This window comes from Riemerella columbina (genome assembly GCF_030517065.1).
In the GTDB taxonomy this organism is placed as follows: Bacteria; Bacteroidota; Bacteroidia; order Flavobacteriales; family Weeksellaceae; genus Riemerella; species Riemerella columbina_A.
This window is the reverse complement of the sequence record NZ_CP103950.1, coordinates 965641-983935: the sequence shown is the minus strand read 5'-3', so window position 1 is coordinate 983935 and position 18295 is coordinate 965641. Positions and strand designations below refer to the sequence as shown.

Sequence of the window (18295 nt, the reverse complement as noted above, 5' to 3'; positions counted from 1 at the left end):
CAATGGATACTTCAACAGAAAACCTCAAACAACTTACCACACAAATCAGAAGAGACATTTTACGAATGGTACACGCCGTGAACTCGGGGCACCCTGGCGGCAGCTTAGGCTGTGTGGAATTCTTCACCGCACTCTACGGAAAAGTGATGAACTACAAACTGCCCTTCACTATGGAAGGCAAGGATGAAGACCTATTCTTCCTCTCCAACGGGCATATTTCCCCCGTGTTTTACAGCACTTTGGCACGCTTCGGCTTCTTCCCCGTGGAGGAACTCGCCACCTTCCGAAAACTCAACTCGCGCCTGCAAGGGCACCCTACCACGCACGAAGGACTGCCGGGGGTGCGCATCGCCTCAGGTTCGCTCGGGCAAGGGCTTTCGGTAGCCATCGGGGCGGCGCTGGGCAAGAAACTCAACCACGATAAAGGCATTGTTTTTTCCCTTCACGGCGATGGCGAACTCCAAGAGGGTCAAATCTGGGAAGCCCTGATGTATGCCAGCCACAACAAGGTGGACAACCTGATTGCCACCATCGATTACAACAACCGACAAATCGACGGCGATGTAGACCAAGTGCTTTCCTTGGGCAACCTCCGCGCCAAACTCGAAGCCTTTGATTGGAAGGTTTTAGAGCTGAAAGAAGGCAACAACCTCTCGGCGGTAATCCACACCTTAGAGCAAGCCAAAGCCGAAACGGGCAAAGGCAAGCCCATCGCCATCATTATGCACACCGAAATGGGTAACGGCGTTGATTTTATGATGGGAACCAACGCTTGGCACGGAAAAACCCCGAACGATGAGCAATTAGAAAAAGCCCTCGCCCAGCTTGAAATGGACGAAAAAGCCGACTACTAAGTGGACCCGTAGCACGGGCAGGCTATTAATGTCTAACCTTAATAATTATAAAAATGAATTGCTATAATCACCCAGAAACCATAAGCGTAGCCACTTGCGTGGATTGTGGCAGGGGGCTTTGCACGGACTGCTCCCAGCTGTACACCATTCCCATTTGCACGCATTGCAACGCCAAACGCATTTCCCAAGAAAAGCGGGATATTCTGAAAGATTTTGCGTGGATGATTGCAGTGGCACTTATGCTGGCATTTATTTTCAGAGCAATAACAGAACGCCCCTCCCCAGAGGGCCCCGTGTCGAGCATAAATCCGTTTTTTGCATTCTATATGGGCTTATCCTATTATAACGGTTGGAAATTCCTCACTCGCTTCACTTCTAAGTACTTTCTCTCAATGTCTATATTCGGCTGGTTGATGTACTTTGTTTTAAAATTTACATTGGGAGGAATCGTAGGGCTTTTTGTAACGCCTTTTGTGATTATCAGAAAGATTATCCGCTGGGTAACGCTAAGTAGAATTGCAACATAGTATAAGTGTAGGGAACACTCCTACAGGTGTAGGAAAGTCTCCTACTAGTGTAGGAAAGTCTCCTACTAGTGTAGGATTGAAAATATGATAAGTAGGAACAGTTCCTACTGATAGAATATTAAATATTTTAAGTAAAAACATAAAAAACAATATTAAAATGGCAAAATCGAAAATATCTTACTCCGAAAGTATCACCCAAGCCAAAGTAATGGCAGACGGGTTAAACCGACACAAAAGCAACCTCCCCGCAGGGGTGAATGAAAGCCACATCACTGAGTTGGAAAACCTCCGCACCGCTATTGAAACCCTCAACAGTGAGCAGGAAAAACTCAAAGCCGACCTCAAAACCAAAACCCAAGCCCTCGAAGGCAAACTGGGCGAAATGCAGACCCTTTACAACAACCTGAAAAAGCGCATCAAGCTCGACATTGAACAAAGCCAATGGAAAGAATTCGGAATTGAAGATAAGAGGTAGATGCAGTACTTATATCTCCTTTTGGCCATTGTGCTGGAAGCGGTGGGCTCCACCAGTTTGAAACTCTCCGAGGGCTTCTCCAAGCCGTTGCCTACGGCCATTGTCGTGGTGGCGTATGTGGCAAGTTTCTATTGCTTTTCGCTCTCGATTAAAAGCATTCCGCTGGGTACGGCCTACGCCATTTGGGCGGGTATGGGCGTGGCACTCACCGCTATCATTTCGATGGCCGTTTTTAAGCAACCTGCCGACTGGGCTACGCTCTTGGGCATCGGACTGATTATCGCTGGAGTTTTGATGATGAATCTATTTTCTAAAAACGTAGCGCATTAACAAATTATCATTATTTAAAACTATTACATATGAAAAAAGCAATCTTTTTATTCAGCTTAATGTTGGCGAGCTTCGGTTTTGCGCAACAAAAAAATCCATCGGCTCATGTTTCATTAGCACCGAGTTTAAATCAGGCAGGCGCATTAAAACTAGCCGAACAAGCCAATCTTGAAGCCAGCAAACTCAATAAAAAAGTTTCCATTGCCGTATTAAACAATTCGGGGGTAACCATCTTACTTTTAAAAGGAGATGATGTAGGACCTCACAACACGGAGGCTTCTCGGAGAAAGGCCTATACAGCGCTTTCCACAAAAACGCCGAGTTTCGTTTTGATGAAAAATGCACAAAATAGCGAAACGGCAAAAAATTTAAACACATTACCAGAACTATTATTGCTAGGCGGAGGCGCGCCTGTTTGGCTTAATGGCGAGCTGATTGGCAGCATCGGAATTTCTGGTGGAGGTAGTGGCGAGAATGACCACTCAATAGCTCAAAAAGCCATTCAAAATATGGGATATTCTATCAATAAAAATTAACAAATAAAAAATTCATTATTATGAAAAAAGCAATCTTTTTATTCGCATTAATGTTAGCAAGTTTCAGCTTTGCACAACAAACACAACAGGCAAAATACCAACTATCTAGCCACATTCTAGACATCACGCAAGGCAAACCCGCACCAGGGGTAAAAATCCAGCTCTCCAAAAAAGACGCTCACGATGCTTGGAAAATCGTCGATCAAAAAACCACCGACTCAAACGGCAGGGTGAAGGATTTTCTCAAAGAAGGACAAAATGTAGACCACAGAGGCGTGTACAAACTCACCTTCTTCACCCTTCCCTACTTCCGCTCATTGGGGCAAGATTCTTTCTACCCTTTTGTAGAAGTCGTTTTTGAAATTAAGGACCACAGCCACTACCATGTGCCTATCACCCTGTCCCCTTACGGATATTCTACTTACAGAGGAAACTAAACAAAAAACAATATCAAAATGAAATACACCTACACAGAAAAGAAAGACACCCGCAGTGGTTTTGGGGCTGGCTTAGCCGAGTTGGCAGATAAAAACCCCAATGTGGTAGCCCTTTGTGCCGACCTGATCGGCTCGCTTAAAATGGAAAAATTCATCGAAAAAGCCCCTGAGCGCTTCTTCCAAGTGGGCATTGCCGAGGCCAATATGATGGGCATCGCCGCAGGGCTGACCATCGGTGGGAAGATCCCTTTCACCGGTACTTTTGCCAACTTTTCCACTTCCAGAGTTTATGACCAAATCCGCCAGAGCATCGCCTATTCAGGGAAAAATGTGAAAATTTGTGCCTCGCACGCAGGGCTTACTCTGGGCGAAGATGGGGCTACACACCAAGTCTTGGAAGACATCGGAATGATGAAAATGCTCCCAGGAATGGTGGTCATCAACCCGTGCGATTACAACCAAACCAAAGCCGCCACCCTCGCCATCGCCGACTATGAGGGGCCTGTTTATCTGCGTTTTGGGCGTCCTGCCGTACCCGTTTTTATCCCTGAGGATATGCCGTTTGAAATCGGCAAGGGCATCTTGCTCCAAGAAGGTTCCGATGTTACCATCGTCGCCACGGGGCACCTCGTTTGGGAATCGCTGGTGGCCGCCGAAGAATTGGCGAAAGAAGGCATCTCTTGCGAAGTGATCAACATCCACACCATCAAACCATTAGATGAAGAAATCATCTTGAAATCGGTGCAGAAAACAGGAAAAATCGTAACGGCAGAAGAGCACAACATCATCGGCGGTTTAGGCGAAAGCGTCGCGGCATTGCTCGCCAGAAAGCACCCTACTCGCCAAGAATTTGTCGCCGTTAATGACACCTTTGGAGAGTCTGCCACCCCTGCAGAGCTTATGCGAAAATACAACATCGACGCCCAAGCGGTGGTAGAAGCTGTAAAACGATTGGGGTAAAGCTTGAGCGTTTTAGCTCTTCATTTAATATCAAAACCACAGACTGAGATTATCCAGTCTGTGGTTTATTTTTTTAACGCTATCACTCTGCACGGTGCAAGCGGCTGTGCCAGTAGCCATAACCAAAGTAAACCAAAAGCCCAATAGCGAACCAAAGCCCAAACCAGAACCAGTTTTCGTGGCTCATTCCTGTGAGTAAATACAGGCAAGAACTCAGCCCTATCAGCGGAATTAAGGATAATTTCTTCACAAAAGCTAAAACACACAGCACTATATTCACCAAAATATACACCAATATCGCCAAGCGGAATTCTCCTTCATTGGGGTCTGACCAATCCATCAATTGATGAAAAAATGAAGGCTGCCAAAAGTAGAAAAATACCAATCCTCCTATAAATAATATCGGGAACAGCCACTGTCCATTGATGTAAGGCATCTGGAAACGCCCTGCCACTTTCTGTTTCTGCGGTAATAACAACACGCCGCCACAAACCAACACAAAGGCGAAAATGGTCCCAATACTCGTAAAGTCTAAAATGAATGATTTATCGGTAAAGATAATCGGAATGCCGACCACAAAACCCGTGACAATCGTTGCGAATGAAGGCACTTTCCGTTTAGGGTCTATCTCTTGAAATTTCTTCGGCAATAAGCCATCTCTACTCATAGAGTACCAAATGCGCGGCTGCCCCATCTGGAAAACCAACAGCACCGTGGTAATTGCAATAATCGCCGTAATGGAAACCACCAGCTCCATCCACGCCACATTCGCATTAGATGGTTCAAAAATGAAGGATAGCGGATCGCCCACACCATCAAATTTTCGGTAATCTACCATCCCTGTAAGCACCAGAGTGAGCACGATATAAATAACCGTACAAAGCCCCAAGGAAATAATCATCCCTCGTGGTAGAGTGCGCTGCGGGTCTTTGGTCTCCTCGGATAAAACACTCAATGCATCAAAACCGATATAAGCGAAAAACACACCAGAAACGGCACTCATCACCCCAGCAAAGCCATTCGGCATCAGCGAAGGCTCGTTGGTTATCGGGCTCACAGGCGTCCAATTGTCCGTATTCACATAATAAATGCCCACCACAATCACCAAAACAATCACCGCCAACTTAGCAATCACCAAAATATTATTGAAATTCTTGCTTTCTTTAATTCCTACATAGCACAACCAAGTAATCAGCCCATTGATGACCAACGCAGGCACATCGACAATCAGCCTAAGCCCTGCCACTATAGGAGCATTGTTCCAAGCGGAAAATAGTTCGGGGTGGGTAGAACCGTTGAGTATAGCTTTGTGCGCTTCGGAATAGCTGCAAGTGAGGTAATCTGGAATATGGATGCCAATGCGAGAGAGGAAAGAGGTAAAATAATCCGACCAAGAAAAAGCCACATAGATATTTCCAAAAGAGTATTCCATAATGAGCGCCCAACCGATAATCCACGCCACCAACTCGCCAAAACTGGCATAGGCATAGGTATAAGCCGAGCCTGCGGTGGGGATCCTACTGGCAAATTCCGCATAGCATAGCGCCGTGAAACCGCAAGCAAAACCACAAATGATATATAAAACGATAACGCCAGGGCCACCACGAAACACCGCCTCGCCCAAGCTACTAAAACTGCCAGCGCCGATAATAGCGGCAATGCCGAAAAAGACGATATCCCAGACCCCAAGGGTTCGGATAAAAGAGCTACTCAAATTATTGGAATCGTATGTTTTTTTTCTAAAAAGTTGGCTACCCATCATAAGTTTCATATTGTTCAGAAACAAAAATAAAAGATTTTTTGAGAAAACCTCATACTTTTATAAAAAAATATCTTGAAATAGTGTTTTTATATTTTATCGCCGATAGTAAATAGGGAGATTTTATAAAAAAGTCTGCCTTATCTTTTCGTAAAATAAAGCCATTACTGCTTCAAAAGAAAAAATAAAATCCTAAAAAATATCTCTAAAAATATCCAAAGATTTGGGCAGTGTAAAATCAGGAATGTGGATTTGGCAATAATTCATCAGAATATCAATCAAAACCCTACGCTCCGAAGAATTGAGTGCCAACGATAGAAAATGAGGCGTTTCAATTGCTCTCAACTGCGCCGAATGATGCTGGTCAATGCTCAAACTATGCTGAACATCATCAAATTGACCATTTTTAACATCAAAATATAAACCTTCGGTAAAGGAAAAACCGTAGCCCATCGCTTTTATGATGTGGTAGAAGTAATAAATCAGGGCGTTTTTAGATTCTATATTGAGGCAAAAAGCGGATAGGTAATGGTACAGATTAGTATCGCTATCTTCGTAGGGCATTATTTTGAGCAAAAGTTCTGCCAACAGCGCCATCTGAGCTTGGTTGATAAAATTCAATTCTATAGGCTTGGCAAAATCGGACAGCGCCATAGAAGAAATACTGGCAAGCCCTGCATTTTTAGGCTTTGAGGTGCTAAACTCTACCCCCATGAGTGGGCTTAGGTAAACCTTTTTTTTTCTCTTTGCGAGGTAAATATTTTTAATGAAATAAGACTGCAAGCCCGTGTCTTTCTCCAAAATTTTAACCACCGCGCCCGTATCGTTGTACTTAATATAAGATAAAATAAAGCCTTGTTTGGTTTCCATATTAGTTGACTACCGCTATTTTTGCCGTTGCCGTATCGGTGCCATCTTTGTTGGTCATCAGCACAAAATAAATCCCCGAAGCGACCCTTCTCCCCTTTTCATTGTTTAAGTTCCACTCGTAATAGCCATTTCTTGAAACTGCTTGGTGGATCAGATTTCCTGCGGCATCCGTAATCCGAATGTTGGTTTTCTGCGCTAAACCTTTAATCTTCACCGAGCCTTTGTACTGGCTATAAACCACAGGATTAGGGTAAACCAACACCTGCCCAAACTTCTCGGTCACTTGGCTTACATCACTCCTATACGCCACGATGCCCTTGCTGGTAGCGAAGAAAACTTGTCCTGTTTTATCATTGATTTTAATATCCGTAACCTCATCGGTAGGCAGCGGCGAGTTCGATTTCGTAAAATGCTGATACACTTTTTGCCCATCAGCACTGATGAAATAAACGCCACCTCCCGCAAGCGACACCCACTTATTATTCCCAGAATCTACGGCAATGCTAAGGATTTCAGCGTCTTTAAACAACTCCTCTGGAATGCCATTTTGGGTAATCACGATAGCGTTGGCCTTGGCGTTGGTCAGGTCGCCCAGCGGATTGGTGAGGATTCTCAAGCCTCGTTTGTTGCCAATCCATAAATCGCCATATTGGTCTAATGCCAATGCCGTAACGCCCAGCGGCGTAGGCAGTCCCTCCTCTTCTCTAAGGACTTTATAAGTATCATCATCAAAGACATCGGTGGTTTTGTGCGTATCATAAACAATTAACCCACCTTGGCTGCCCCCATCACGAGGCGCCCCGATGAAAATTCTGCCCTCTTCATAAAGGATGCACGAGCTATTTTGATGCGCTGCCACCAAATTCATCACTTTGGGTTGGTTGGCATTAGGCTCTATAAAATAAATTCCGACATTTTCTACATCCGATTGTTCAAAACCGAAAGTTGCCAAAAGATTATTTTGAGAATCAAAACTAAGATATTCTGGAACATTATGGTACACATCTCCTGTATTAAAAACCTTCTGTAACTCATCATTCACCATTTTAAAAACGCCTTTATTGACATTTTGAACATAGTTGGAGAAATAAAGTTCGGTAGGTTGAGAGGGATTAACCGCCACATCTAAAATGTTAAAACCGATAGGGTTCCCTATAAAATAATTGGGGTAATGCCATTGCTGACCATCAAAATAATAGTAGCCTAAGCTGTGTTTTTTATCGTAGGCATTGTAGGCAATTTTCCGCCCTGTAGCCACCCAAATTTTATCATCTAACAAAGTCAGTTTGGTAGCAAGGTTGGCATAAGGACCATCAGGTTTTATTAAAAAAGCCTGCCGCACTATATCACTGGGGTTGTTGGCATTCCACCGCCCCAACTTCACGATGCCGTTATTCATCGTACCGATATAAACTTCGCCATCAAGGAGTAGCCCTGTGTTGAGAGTTTCTGGGTTAATTTCGTAAGATTTGACCAATGCGCCAGCCTCCGAAAATTGATACACCTGATGAACATCAAAAACCAAAAAACCGCCCTCTGTGAGCACCACATCTTTCACTTCCGAAAAAGATTGCGCCAAAGGCTGGTAATTACTACCCATATAAACCTTTGTTTTTGAGGCTATTAAAATATTTTGCGCATTAGCATTGGCGTGGGTAAGTTCGCCTAAATTCTGTGTTTGCCAATCGCTATAAATAGGGAATTTAATATCCATCAAATGGGTTTTCAGCCCTTTGGCTGTGGCAGCGTACACGGTATTATCCTTTATAAAAGCCTCTGCCACTGGGGTAAACACGCCCGCCGATTGAAAAAAAGCACTGTCTTTGAACTCTCGTTTGGTTAAATCAAAAATTGAGACACCATAATTGGTAGAAATAACCGCCAAATCGCCCTGTATATAGATATGGTTGATCTTTTTATCGCCTTGGAAACTCCCTGCAATAGGAATGTCCACCGTTAGAAAAACGCCTTCTGGCGAGAGCAAATCCATTGCACCAGTTTCGTAGCCTATGAGCCCTATTTGCGTTTCTGGATTATAGTCAAATGCGGTAATGCCCACCTCGTGGAGCCCATCTACTTTGGATTGTTTTTTGATTTCCCCAGAAATGGTATCGTAATAGAACAGCCCGCTTTTAGTGGCTACAATCAGCTGATTTTCATTATTTTTAACCTTGATTATCTGATGATAAGAAAACCAATCTGACCACTTCCCCGATTTCTGTGCGTGATAAAAAACTGAAATCAATAAAATTAAAATCCGAAGTAAATGCTTCATAAATTTATGATTATCCTAAAATAATGGAGATTATACTAATATTTTATCATCAATCACTTGATTGTTCCAAGCGATATTTTTAATGTTCTTCTGTTGGTCAAAATAGAAATCTATTCGCCCTAATAACAGCCCAGCCCAACCCACTTGGTTCACCAACACGGTTTTGCCTTTTCTATTGATCAGCTGTTGTGGTTCAGGTAAAAAAGTATGGGTATGTCCGCCTAAAATCAAATCAATACCATCGGTGGCTTTGGCTAAATCTATATCGCAGATTTTGTCCGTATTTTCGCCTTGATAGCTGTATCCGATGTGCGAAAGACAAATAACCAAATCGCATTTTTTATCATTTCTCAACATTTCGGCATATTGCTGAGCGACTTCCACAGGGTGGTGCCAAACGGTTTCTTGGTATTGTTTTTTGCCCACCAAGCCATCTAATTCTATCCCCACGCCAAAAATTCCAATGCGAATGCCCTCTTTATTGAAGATTTTATAAGGAATGGTTTTGCCGTCTAAAATGGTGTTTTTAAAATCGTAGTTAGAGCAAATGAATGGAAATTTAGCATTCGGCAGAACTTTGAGGAAGCCCTCTAAACCGTTGTCAAAATCGTGGTTACCCATTGTGGAGGCGTCATAGCCCATCATAGACATCAGCTTAAACTCCAGCTCACCGCCAAACATATTAAAATAAGGCGTGCCTTGGAAAATATCGCCACTATCCAAAAGGAGCACATTTTTCTCTTGTTTTCTAATTTCTGACACCAAGTGCGCCCTTCTGGCAAAGCCACCTTGATTCGGATTTTTGCTATAACTGGCATCAAAAGGCTCTATGCGGCTGTGCTGATCATTGGTGTGTAAAATGGTGATTTTCTTATCTGTAGCCTGTAACAATCCTGAATTTGCCCACAACATCTGCGGCGCCAAAGACATCGCCAAAGTACCTCCACCTATGGTTTTTATAAATTCTTTACGATTCATTTTTTCTTATTTTTTAAAAATCAACCTCACATCATTAGGTGCGGAGATTTCTGGATTTTGCTTAAATTTTTCTATAAATAAATCTCTGAGTTTTATGCCCGTAGAGATGATTTGCCCTTGGCTAAAAAACTTCATATTATCCCCGCCCAAAGCCAAATAATCCGAAGTGGCGATGTAATATTCTCGATGAACATCCGCAGGCAAACCGTTAATCAGCGCCTTAGAAATTTGCCCTTGCTCCGTTTCTATTAAAAGATGAGACACGGGGTTATTCTTCTGTGTATGAGCGTAATAACTAAACAACTGATGAATATCTTGCCCCTTCATTTTGACGATAACCACCTCGTTTTCAAAAGGCATTACCTCAAAAATATGTTTCAGCAAAATATCGCCTTTTCCAATAGTGGAGCGGATACCGCCAATGTTAATCACCGCAGCATCTATCGGCGGGAGGTGGTTGACTTTCGCCCATTCATCAGCCCCTTCAAAGGTATAATCTGCCAGCAAAGCGCCTAAATTACTATTATCGCCAGCCTTGTTCAGCTCCACCGAGGTATGGGAAATTTTGGTGTTCATCTGGCGCTCCATCTCCGTTTTATACGGTTGGATGATGCCCACCATCGCTTGATCATCAGGGATTTCAGCATTGATGCTTTGATTTTTCTGAGGCTGCACATCGGCTACGGCAAAAGGCGTTTTACAACCGACCAAAGTCAGCACCATTATTGCCAAGCCCCAAGGGTATGTTCTCAAATTCATAGGAATCTCTCTCGTTTTTATTCCTTGCAAATATAGCAAAAAGGTAGATTATCTTTTGGAGATCTAAAAAATATCATAAAAATTTTCCTTCAAAATACGGAAAAACCTTTATCTTTGAAACATCAATTTTTATACATTATGAGAACATTACAGGGCTTAGGCGTGGCATTGGTAACGCCTTTTAACGAAGATTTATCCATAGATTTTGATGGGCTGACCCAATTGGTTCAATACAACATAGACCACGGCACCGATTTTTTTGTGGTTTTAGGCACCACCGCCGAAGCTGCCACCCTCTCTAAAGAGGAAAAAGAAGCTGTTATTCAACACATTATAAAAGTCAACGCAGGACAATTACCCCTCGTTTTAGGGATTGGCGGCAACGATACTTTAGCGGTAAAAAAACAAATAGAAACCACGGATTTAAGCGCCTTTGAAGCCATTTTATCCGTGTCGCCTTACTACAACAAACCCAACCAAGAGGGGCTTTATCAGCATTATAAAACTTTAGCGGAAACGGGCAAAAACATCATCATTTATAATGTGCCAAGTAGAACGGGGCAAAATATAGAAGCGCAGACCACACTCCGTTTAGCCAAGGAGTTTCCTAACCTTTTTATGATCAAAGAAGCCTCGCCTCAGATTTTACAATATTTTGATATTTTAAGACAAAAACCAGAGGCTTTTTCGCTGATGTCTGGCGATGATGAGTTCACGCTCCCTGTTACTTTGGCGGGCGGCGATGGCGTCATTTCCGTGATTGGACAAGCCTACCCCAAAGCCTTCTCCACAATGCTTAAGCTCGCGAAGGAGCACCGCGTGAAAGAGGCTTACGACATTCATAATGCCTTGGTAGAAATCACGAGGTTGATTTTTGCAGAGGGCAATCCTGCAGGCATCAAAGCGGTTTTAGCGGAAAAAGGCTTGATTAAAAACCATCTAAGGTTGCCACTGGTAAAGGCTTCCGAAGCACTCCAACAAAAAATAAAAACCGAAATGCAAAGCCTTAAATTTTCAGTTTAATGCCACTAAAAAAAGTTGATCATCAGGATATTGCGTTAATCCAAACTTTGGCAGAACAATCTTGGCGTATTCATTATGCCAAGATTTTGTCCAAAGCGCAAATAGATTATATGCTCGGTAAAATGTATGCCACAGATGAGCTTTTAAAGCATTTTGAAAATCCCAATTATCACTATTATCTCATTCAAAATCAAGAAAATCAATCGTTAGGATTTATGGGATTTGAAGTGGACTATCAACCTCAAACCACTATGCTACATCGGCTTTATTTATTGGAAGAAGCCACAGGCAAAAAATTAGGTCAGCTCGCGATTGATTTCTTAAAATCCGAGGCTCAACAACAACATAACCAACGCATTATCCTCTATGTTAATAAAGAGAATTCGGCGCGCTACTTTTATGAAAAACAAGGCTTTAGCATCTATGACGAGGGGATTTTTGACATCGGCAATGGCTTTGTAATGGATGATTTTCTGATGGAATATCGGTTTTAATTTTGTAACGCTACGCCATCGTATACGCTGAAAATGCCTCCTCCAAACTTTGGAATTTATTTTTAAAATCTTCAATCGGTGCGTCTTGCAAAATTCGCCCTTGATGGATCAAAATAACACGCGTGCAAAGCGCCTCCACCTCCTGCATAATGTGGGTAGAAAGCAACACCGTTTTGTTCTCTCCAATGGTTTTAATGAGGTTTCTAATTTCTAAAATTTGGTTGGGGTCCAAACCGTTGGTGGGTTCATCTAAAATCAGTAATTCTGGTTGATGAATGATGGCTTGAGCAATACCCACCCGCTGTTTATATCCCTTGGATAGTTGGTGTATTTTTTTTGATTTTTCAGGTGTAATTCCCACCAAATCAATAACACGCTCTACTTCTTTATGAGAAATATGATGTAAATCTGCTACAAAACCGAGATACTCCTTAACATACATCTCCATATATAATGGATTGTTTTCTGGCAAAAATCCAATGTGTCGCTTTGACCAAATCTCATCCGAATGAAGCGATTTTCCGTTTAAAATGACTTCGCCAGATTCAATATCCAACACGCCAGCTATGGTTTTCATCAAAGTGGATTTTCCTGCGCCATTGGGACCTAAGAGCCCTATAATTTCATTCTTCTCAATATGGATATTGATCTGATTAAGAGCCACTTGCTCGCCATATCTCTTGGTTAAATTGATGATATCTAATGCCATAAGCGTTCTACTAAGAAACTACAAATGTAAGGAAATTTTAATCATATTTGAAAAAGATAAAGGTTTTATCATCTTCTGTAAAAACTCTGCTTATCCTATAATGCCACCATTAAAACGCTTCTATTTTTCCATCTTTATAGAAGTCTAACATTTTGAGGCTGAAAATAAAGTTGTACTTGGTTTGGGCAGTGGTGCCTTGTGCCGTGGCGTAATTGTTTCTGGCAGTATTGAGGTCATAAATGGTGGCACGCCCTGCAGCGTAGCTTTTCTCTGCGAAATCTAAGGCTAACTTTGAGCTCTTCTCCGCCTCCAATGCCGACAAATGGTTTTCGTAATTGGCTTCTAAATCAAAAATGGCTTTTTGGATATTCTGGAGAAGCTCCTGTTTCTGTATAGCGAGGTTATTTTTCGCCACCTCCTCATTGACTTTGGCTTGCTCCACTTGGAGTTTTGTATTGCCTTTATTGAAAATAGGAATATTGACCGAAACGCCCAACTGTTGGGAAAAATTCGTTTTGTATTGCTCAAAAAAGCCCTTTTCGTTGATGGAATTTCCCGAGGCATCTACCCCTGTAACATCCGTTGCCAACGAGTTAAAATAGAAAGAACTCAAACTTGCGCTGGCAGTCACGGAGGGCAAAAATGCCGTTTTGGCGACTTCCGTTTGGGCTTCGGCGGCTTTTAACCTGTTTTCATAGGCTTTAATCTGAGGTTGCTGAGCGTAACTGCGTGCCACAATGCTTTCTATTTGAGGCGTTTCATTGGATTGTATTTGGTCTTGCAATAAAATCATTTCTACATCAAAATTTTGATAATCTTTCAATTGTAGCGTTTGTGCCAGCGCAAAAAGGTTTCTTTTGATGTTGATTTCTGCGTTTTTATAATTTTGTTTTTCTCGGGCTAAAGCGGCTTCTGCTTCGGCTAAAACGGTTTGTGCGGTGGTGCCTACTTCGGTGGTAATTTTGGCTCTTTCGTAGAGCTTTTGGGCGTTTTCTAATGCACTTTGGTTGATTTTCAGCACCTCTTTACTCAACAGCACCGAGAGGTATTGCTGCAAGATTTGAAGCGAAATATTATTCTTCACCGTTTCTAAATCATAGATAGAAGCCTCCACATCATATTGGCTTTTTCTAACCATTTTGCTCAAACGACCGCCGTTATAGAGCACTACATTGGCGGCAACACTGGCGCTGTTATTAAAATTATCATTTCGCCCAATGCTGCCTTGGAACCCTTGGGTTTGCCCAAAATTGAGCGTATTGCCCATATTAGCGCTCACCGAAGGGAGGTGTTCATTTTTAGCCGCTTGCCAATTGTACTCTTGCAATTTCTTATTATACTGATTGGCAATGACTTGTAAATTATTTTGATTCGCATGGTCTATGCATTCTTGCAGGCTCCATTTTTTCTGTGAAAAACCTAAAATAAAAGCCGATGCGAATAATAGGGTTAAGTTTTTTTTCATTTTTAAATAATATTGATGATGATGGGCAACTTCATTGCTTTTTGTATAAAATCTATATTAAGATTTATTTTTCTCTTTCAATTCTTCCTTATCTTTCTCGCTTGGATTCCAGACTTTTACCTCAGAATCTTTGGTCAATCCTGAGAGAACTTGCACATTCACCCCATCACTGCCGCCTAATTTTACATAGACTTTTTTATACTTGCCATTCGGTTGCTTGACCTCCACAAAAGGAATGTCTTTACCATCTTTATTTTCATACTGCACCAAACTTTCATCTAAAAGCAAAGCGTTTTTATGAGTGTTCAGCACCACCTCGCCGTTGGCAGAAAATCCAGCTCTGATATACTCATTATTAGGGTTAAAAACATCGCCTTCCACAGGGAATTTTATGGTACCGCCCTCCTCTTTGCCTTTCGGAGCAATCATCGTGAGTCTGCCTGGGAATTTTTTATTTTGTAAAGCCCCAATGATGATGTTCATCTCCATTCCTTCTTTGAGTTTTCCAGCTTGTGCCTCATCAATGCTGCCTTCAAAAATAAGAGAATTAAGGTTGGCGATGGAGGCTATGGTGGTTCCTGCGTTGAAGGAATTGGCTTCTATCACTTGCGTACCAGCTTTTACAGGTACTTCTAAAACCGTTCCTGCCGCCTTAGAGCGGATTTGCGTTGTGGCGAGGCTCTGGAGCTCTGGCGTAACGCCTGTTCTTGCAATTTGTAAACTCTTTTGCGCGGTAGAAAGCTGTTGCTGAGCATTTTTAAGTTGTATCTGCGCCGACTGCAATTGCTGCTGTGCCGTTAGGAATTCTTGCTTAGAAACCACCCCTTGGTTGTACAGATTTTGTTGCATTTCAAACTGTTTTTTCTGATTGCTCAGGTTCAGATTAGCATTGCTGATTTGCAAATTGGCGTTATTAACCTCCTGTTGGGCTGCGTTTACATTCTGCACATTAGGGACAATCCTTAGCGTGGCAATCAGCTGCCCCACGGAAACAATGTCGCCTTCTTTGACCAAAACCCGCTCTATGATGCCTGGCATATTGGGCTTAATTTCAATCTCTTCTCTTGGCACTATTTTCCCTGTCGCCATCACCTTGTCTTCCAAATTTTGGACGATTGGTTTTTTGGTTAAAAATTCTTCTTTATCCTGTGCATTAGAACTGATAAAATACTTTAAAACAGCGCCAACAATAGCAATGCCCACAAGAGCCAGCACAATATATAATGCTTTTTTAAATTTAGATTTTTTATTCATAGTTTTTGGTATTTTTTAAATTTTATTATCGTTTTCATCTTTATTTATTCCGAGCGAAGCGCCTCTATGGGTCTTATTTTAATCGCTCTTTGTGCTGGGATAATGCCAATCATCAGTCCCAAAGTGAGCATCACCGCCATCGCTGAAAATACATTGAGATAATCCACCGTTGGGTTATAGAACGGAAAACTGGACTGTCCTTGGGTCATCGTATCCAAAAGCATCAGCAAGAGCATCCCCATCACAAAACCAATCAGCCCCGAGCTGAGGGTTATCACCACGCTTTCTAATAAAATCTGATTTCTGACCTCGGCGGGTTTGGCGCCTAACGCCCTCCTGATACCGATTTCCTTAGTCCTCTCTTTTACGGTGATGAGCAAAATATTAGAAATAGCGATAACGCCTGCCAAAATTGTAAGTACGCCCACAATAATGGTGAGAAACTGCATCCCTGTGAGGAAGCCCGTCAGTTTCGCGAACTCTTTTCCTAAGTTAAAACTTCCAAATGCGTTAGAATCTTCTGGCGATGCTTGGTATTTCTTTTTGAGGATATCTTTAGCTCTTTCTTCTATGACATTGAGGTCGGCATTAGGCTTTCCTACAATGGACAAAACGCCCACTTTGTCTCCCTCGTTAAACAATTGTAAAAAGGTAGAAAGCGGAATATAGACCGTTTCATCGTTTTCCATCACTCCCATACCTTTGGCTCTAAAAACCCCAATGATATTAAAATAAGTGCCCTTAATGCTAATAGACTGTCCAATGGGATTTTCATTTTGTTTATGATTGAAAAAGTGATGATACACCTCCTCCCCTATCACGGCTACATTTTTTCGCTCCGAAACATCGGCATCATTGAGATAGCGCCCAAAGATGAGCTTTTTTTCGGAAATTTTATTACCGATGGCGTAATCGCCCACCAGTCTATAAGTTTCTTTTTTCTCGTTCCTGTGCATCGCCACGCCCGCACTACCAAAATTCCCTCTGGAAGCCTGTGGAGAGATGTAATCTATCTCTTTTATCTTGTTTTTAAGATAGTCTATATCATCTACATGAATTTCCATTTTCCGTCCTTTGGGGAAGCCAGCATACGGGATATTGGTGTTCTGCGCCCACATAAATATGCTATTGGTCGCAAAGCCAGAAAACAGTTTATTGAAGCCGTTTTCCATCCCCTTAGCTGCGCCCAAAAGAGCCACATAGAGGAACATCCCCCACGCCACACCAATCATCGTGAGGAAGGTCCGCAGTTTATTATTCTGTAGGGAGTAATAAATTTCTTGCCAAGTATCATATTTAAAAATAATCTTCATAGATACGCTATTTATTCTGTTCTTAGGGCTTCTATCGGTTTTATCTTACTGGCTCTATATGCTGGAACAAAGCCTGCCAAAAACCCCGACAACACAAGGCAGAAAAAGGCTGCCACCACCAACCCAAAACTAATATGAGGGTCTTTGATAAAGTATTTTTCTAAGCTATTGTTCAGCAATTTTAAAGTCAGCCAACCGAAAGCCACGCCTACCACCCCAGAGATTACCGTGATGAAAACGCTCTCCTGTAATATCAATGCCACAATGCTCTTCGGTTTGGCGCCTATCGCTTTTCTGATGCCGATTTCCTGCGTTCTTTCCTTCACGATATAAACCATAATATTACTGATGCCAATGATGCCCGCCAAGAGCGTCCCCAAGCCAATAAAACCCACAATAAAAGTCAGGGTGAGCATAAACAAAAAGGTGTCCTCTAAATTTTTAGCCCTATTCCTCACGATGATGGCATTATCATCATCCGGCGACACTTGGTGCTTGCTCTTGAGGGATTTTTCTATCCTATCGCTATATTCCAAGGCTTCCGCTGGCGACAATGCTGGGTTGTAAGTCAGTGTAATGTTATTCAGCGTATCGGCATTTTTTTTCATCATTTGTAGCGTGGTAATTGGCACGGTGATGCTCCTTTCCTCAAAATCGCCGCCATCATCAGAGAATACGCCTATCACTTTAAACATCGTTCCATTGATGTTGAGATCCTTGCCGATAGGGTTGCCATTTCTAATCAAATCCCGCTGTACCATACGCCCAATAACAGCTACATATTGGTGGTTAGAAACATCGGCAGGGCTAATATAACGCCCCTCTAAAATATGCCTATTTTCTATTTTTTCTTGGTCAGATTGGCTGCCAGATATGGAATAGTTACCGCTTTCTTTGCCGTATTTTACTAAAAAATTAGCATCGTAATTGGGGGTAGAATATTCTATATTTTCGGGCTCTTGGCTGATGAGGTCCTGATAATCTTGATTCTTCAGCACAATCTCTCTATCCGACTGCAAGCCTGCATATGCCACAGAGGTTTTATTGGTAAAAATGGAAATCAGATTTTGGGCATCTCCTGTAAAATTTTCGCTAAAAGCATTCTGCAGCCCTGTGCCTATCCCAAAAAGCACGATGAAAATAAACAAGCCCAAAGCCACCGTAAAGCCAGACAACACCGTCCGCAACATATTATTACGGATAGAACTAAAAATTTCTTGCCAGCGGTCTATTTCAAACATAAGCGGATTTTTTTAAATTCAATAATGCAAGCCTTA

Annotated in this window: 19 protein-coding genes; 9 read left to right on the top strand and 10 right to left on the bottom strand. The window is 42.3% G+C overall.

What is annotated here, in order from left to right; translation table 11 throughout:
• Positions 1-2 precede the first annotated feature (2 nt).
• From NYR17_RS04720 to NYR17_RS04690, 7 genes are all read left to right on the top strand, one after another.
• Entirely contained in the window at positions 3-854 is an 852-nt protein-coding gene (locus NYR17_RS04720) for a transketolase (RefSeq protein WP_302506903.1), read from the top strand.
• Between the two features lie 53 nt (positions 855-907).
• A complete protein-coding gene (locus NYR17_RS04715; RefSeq protein ID WP_302506902.1) occupies positions 908-1381 on the top strand; it encodes a hypothetical protein in 474 nt (157 codons plus the stop codon).
• A 157-nt stretch (positions 1382-1538) separates the two neighbouring features.
• A complete protein-coding gene (locus NYR17_RS04710; protein ID WP_302506901.1) occupies positions 1539-1856 on the top strand; it encodes a membrane-binding protein in 318 nt (105 codons plus the stop codon).
• Positions 1857-2186 carry a DMT family transporter gene (locus tag NYR17_RS04705; RefSeq protein WP_302506900.1) on the top strand — a complete coding sequence of 110 codons (330 nt, stop codon included), beginning with the start codon at positions 1857-1859 and terminating at the stop codon, positions 2184-2186.
• A 29-nt stretch (positions 2187-2215) separates the two neighbouring features.
• Positions 2216-2722, top strand: a complete 507-nt coding sequence (locus tag NYR17_RS04700; protein ID WP_302506898.1) for a GlcG/HbpS family heme-binding protein — start codon at positions 2216-2218, stop codon at positions 2720-2722.
• Positions 2723-2742: 20 nt separating this feature from the next.
• A complete protein-coding gene (uraH, locus tag NYR17_RS04695; RefSeq protein WP_302506897.1) occupies positions 2743-3159 on the top strand; it encodes a hydroxyisourate hydrolase in 417 nt (138 codons plus the stop codon).
• Between the two features lie 18 nt (positions 3160-3177).
• Positions 3178-4119, top strand: a complete 942-nt coding sequence (locus NYR17_RS04690; protein WP_302506896.1) for a transketolase family protein — start codon at positions 3178-3180, stop codon at positions 4117-4119.
• 82 nt (positions 4120-4201) lie between these two features.
• Here NYR17_RS04690 and NYR17_RS04685 read toward each other — a convergent pair whose 3' ends face one another.
• The 5 genes from NYR17_RS04685 to NYR17_RS04665 all read right to left on the bottom strand — a co-directional run bounded on the left by NYR17_RS04685 (position 4202) and on the right by NYR17_RS04665 (position 10760).
• Entirely contained in the window at positions 4202-5881 is a 1680-nt protein-coding gene (locus NYR17_RS04685; protein ID WP_302506990.1) for an APC family permease, read from the bottom strand.
• Between the two features lie 189 nt (positions 5882-6070).
• Positions 6071-6748: a DNA repair protein RecO gene (gene recO / locus NYR17_RS04680; protein WP_302506895.1), complete on the bottom strand. Its 678-nt coding sequence runs from the start codon at positions 6746-6748 to the stop codon at positions 6071-6073.
• 1 nt (position 6749) lies between these two features.
• Positions 6750-9023 (bottom strand): T9SS type A sorting domain-containing protein, encoded by a 2274-nt coding sequence (porZ, locus tag NYR17_RS04675; protein WP_302506894.1) that lies wholly within the window; start codon positions 9021-9023, stop codon positions 6750-6752.
• 30 nt (positions 9024-9053) lie between these two features.
• Positions 9054-10001: a bifunctional metallophosphatase/5'-nucleotidase gene (locus NYR17_RS04670; protein WP_302506893.1), complete on the bottom strand. Its 948-nt coding sequence runs from the start codon at positions 9999-10001 to the stop codon at positions 9054-9056.
• A 6-nt stretch (positions 10002-10007) separates the two neighbouring features.
• Positions 10008-10760: a 5'-nucleotidase C-terminal domain-containing protein gene (locus NYR17_RS04665; protein WP_302506892.1), complete on the bottom strand. Its 753-nt coding sequence runs from the start codon at positions 10758-10760 to the stop codon at positions 10008-10010.
• Between the two features lie 138 nt (positions 10761-10898).
• Between NYR17_RS04665 and dapA the strand changes: the two genes are divergently transcribed.
• Both dapA and NYR17_RS04655 read left to right on the top strand, forming a co-directional pair.
• Complete coding sequence (gene dapA, locus NYR17_RS04660) at positions 10899-11783, top strand: 4-hydroxy-tetrahydrodipicolinate synthase (RefSeq protein ID WP_302506891.1); 885 nt, start codon at positions 10899-10901, stop codon at positions 11781-11783.
• The gene (locus tag NYR17_RS04655) at positions 11783-12277 is read left to right on the top strand and encodes a GNAT family N-acetyltransferase (protein ID WP_302506890.1); all 495 of its coding nucleotides are present in this window, start codon (positions 11783-11785) and stop codon (positions 12275-12277) included. The genes dapA and NYR17_RS04655 overlap by 1 nt, the downstream gene beginning before the upstream one ends.
• Before the next feature lie 10 nt (positions 12278-12287).
• Here the strand turns inward: NYR17_RS04655 and NYR17_RS04650 are convergent, their stop codons facing one another.
• From NYR17_RS04650 to NYR17_RS04630, 5 genes are all read right to left on the bottom strand, one after another.
• Positions 12288-12986, bottom strand: a complete 699-nt coding sequence (locus tag NYR17_RS04650) for an ABC transporter ATP-binding protein (RefSeq protein WP_302506889.1) — start codon at positions 12984-12986, stop codon at positions 12288-12290.
• A 109-nt stretch (positions 12987-13095) separates the two neighbouring features.
• A complete protein-coding gene (locus NYR17_RS04645) occupies positions 13096-14451 on the bottom strand; it encodes a TolC family protein (RefSeq protein WP_302506888.1) in 1356 nt (451 codons plus the stop codon).
• 57 nt (positions 14452-14508) lie between these two features.
• Positions 14509-15705: an efflux RND transporter periplasmic adaptor subunit gene (locus NYR17_RS04640; RefSeq protein WP_302506887.1), complete on the bottom strand. Its 1197-nt coding sequence runs from the start codon at positions 15703-15705 to the stop codon at positions 14509-14511.
• Positions 15706-15749: 44 nt separating this feature from the next.
• Positions 15750-17018: an ABC transporter permease gene (locus NYR17_RS04635; RefSeq protein ID WP_302506886.1), complete on the bottom strand. Its 1269-nt coding sequence runs from the start codon at positions 17016-17018 to the stop codon at positions 15750-15752.
• Positions 17019-17029: 11 nt separating this feature from the next.
• Positions 17030-18259: an ABC transporter permease gene (locus NYR17_RS04630; RefSeq protein WP_302506885.1), complete on the bottom strand. Its 1230-nt coding sequence runs from the start codon at positions 18257-18259 to the stop codon at positions 17030-17032.
• Between the last annotated feature and the right edge of the window lie 36 nt (positions 18260-18295).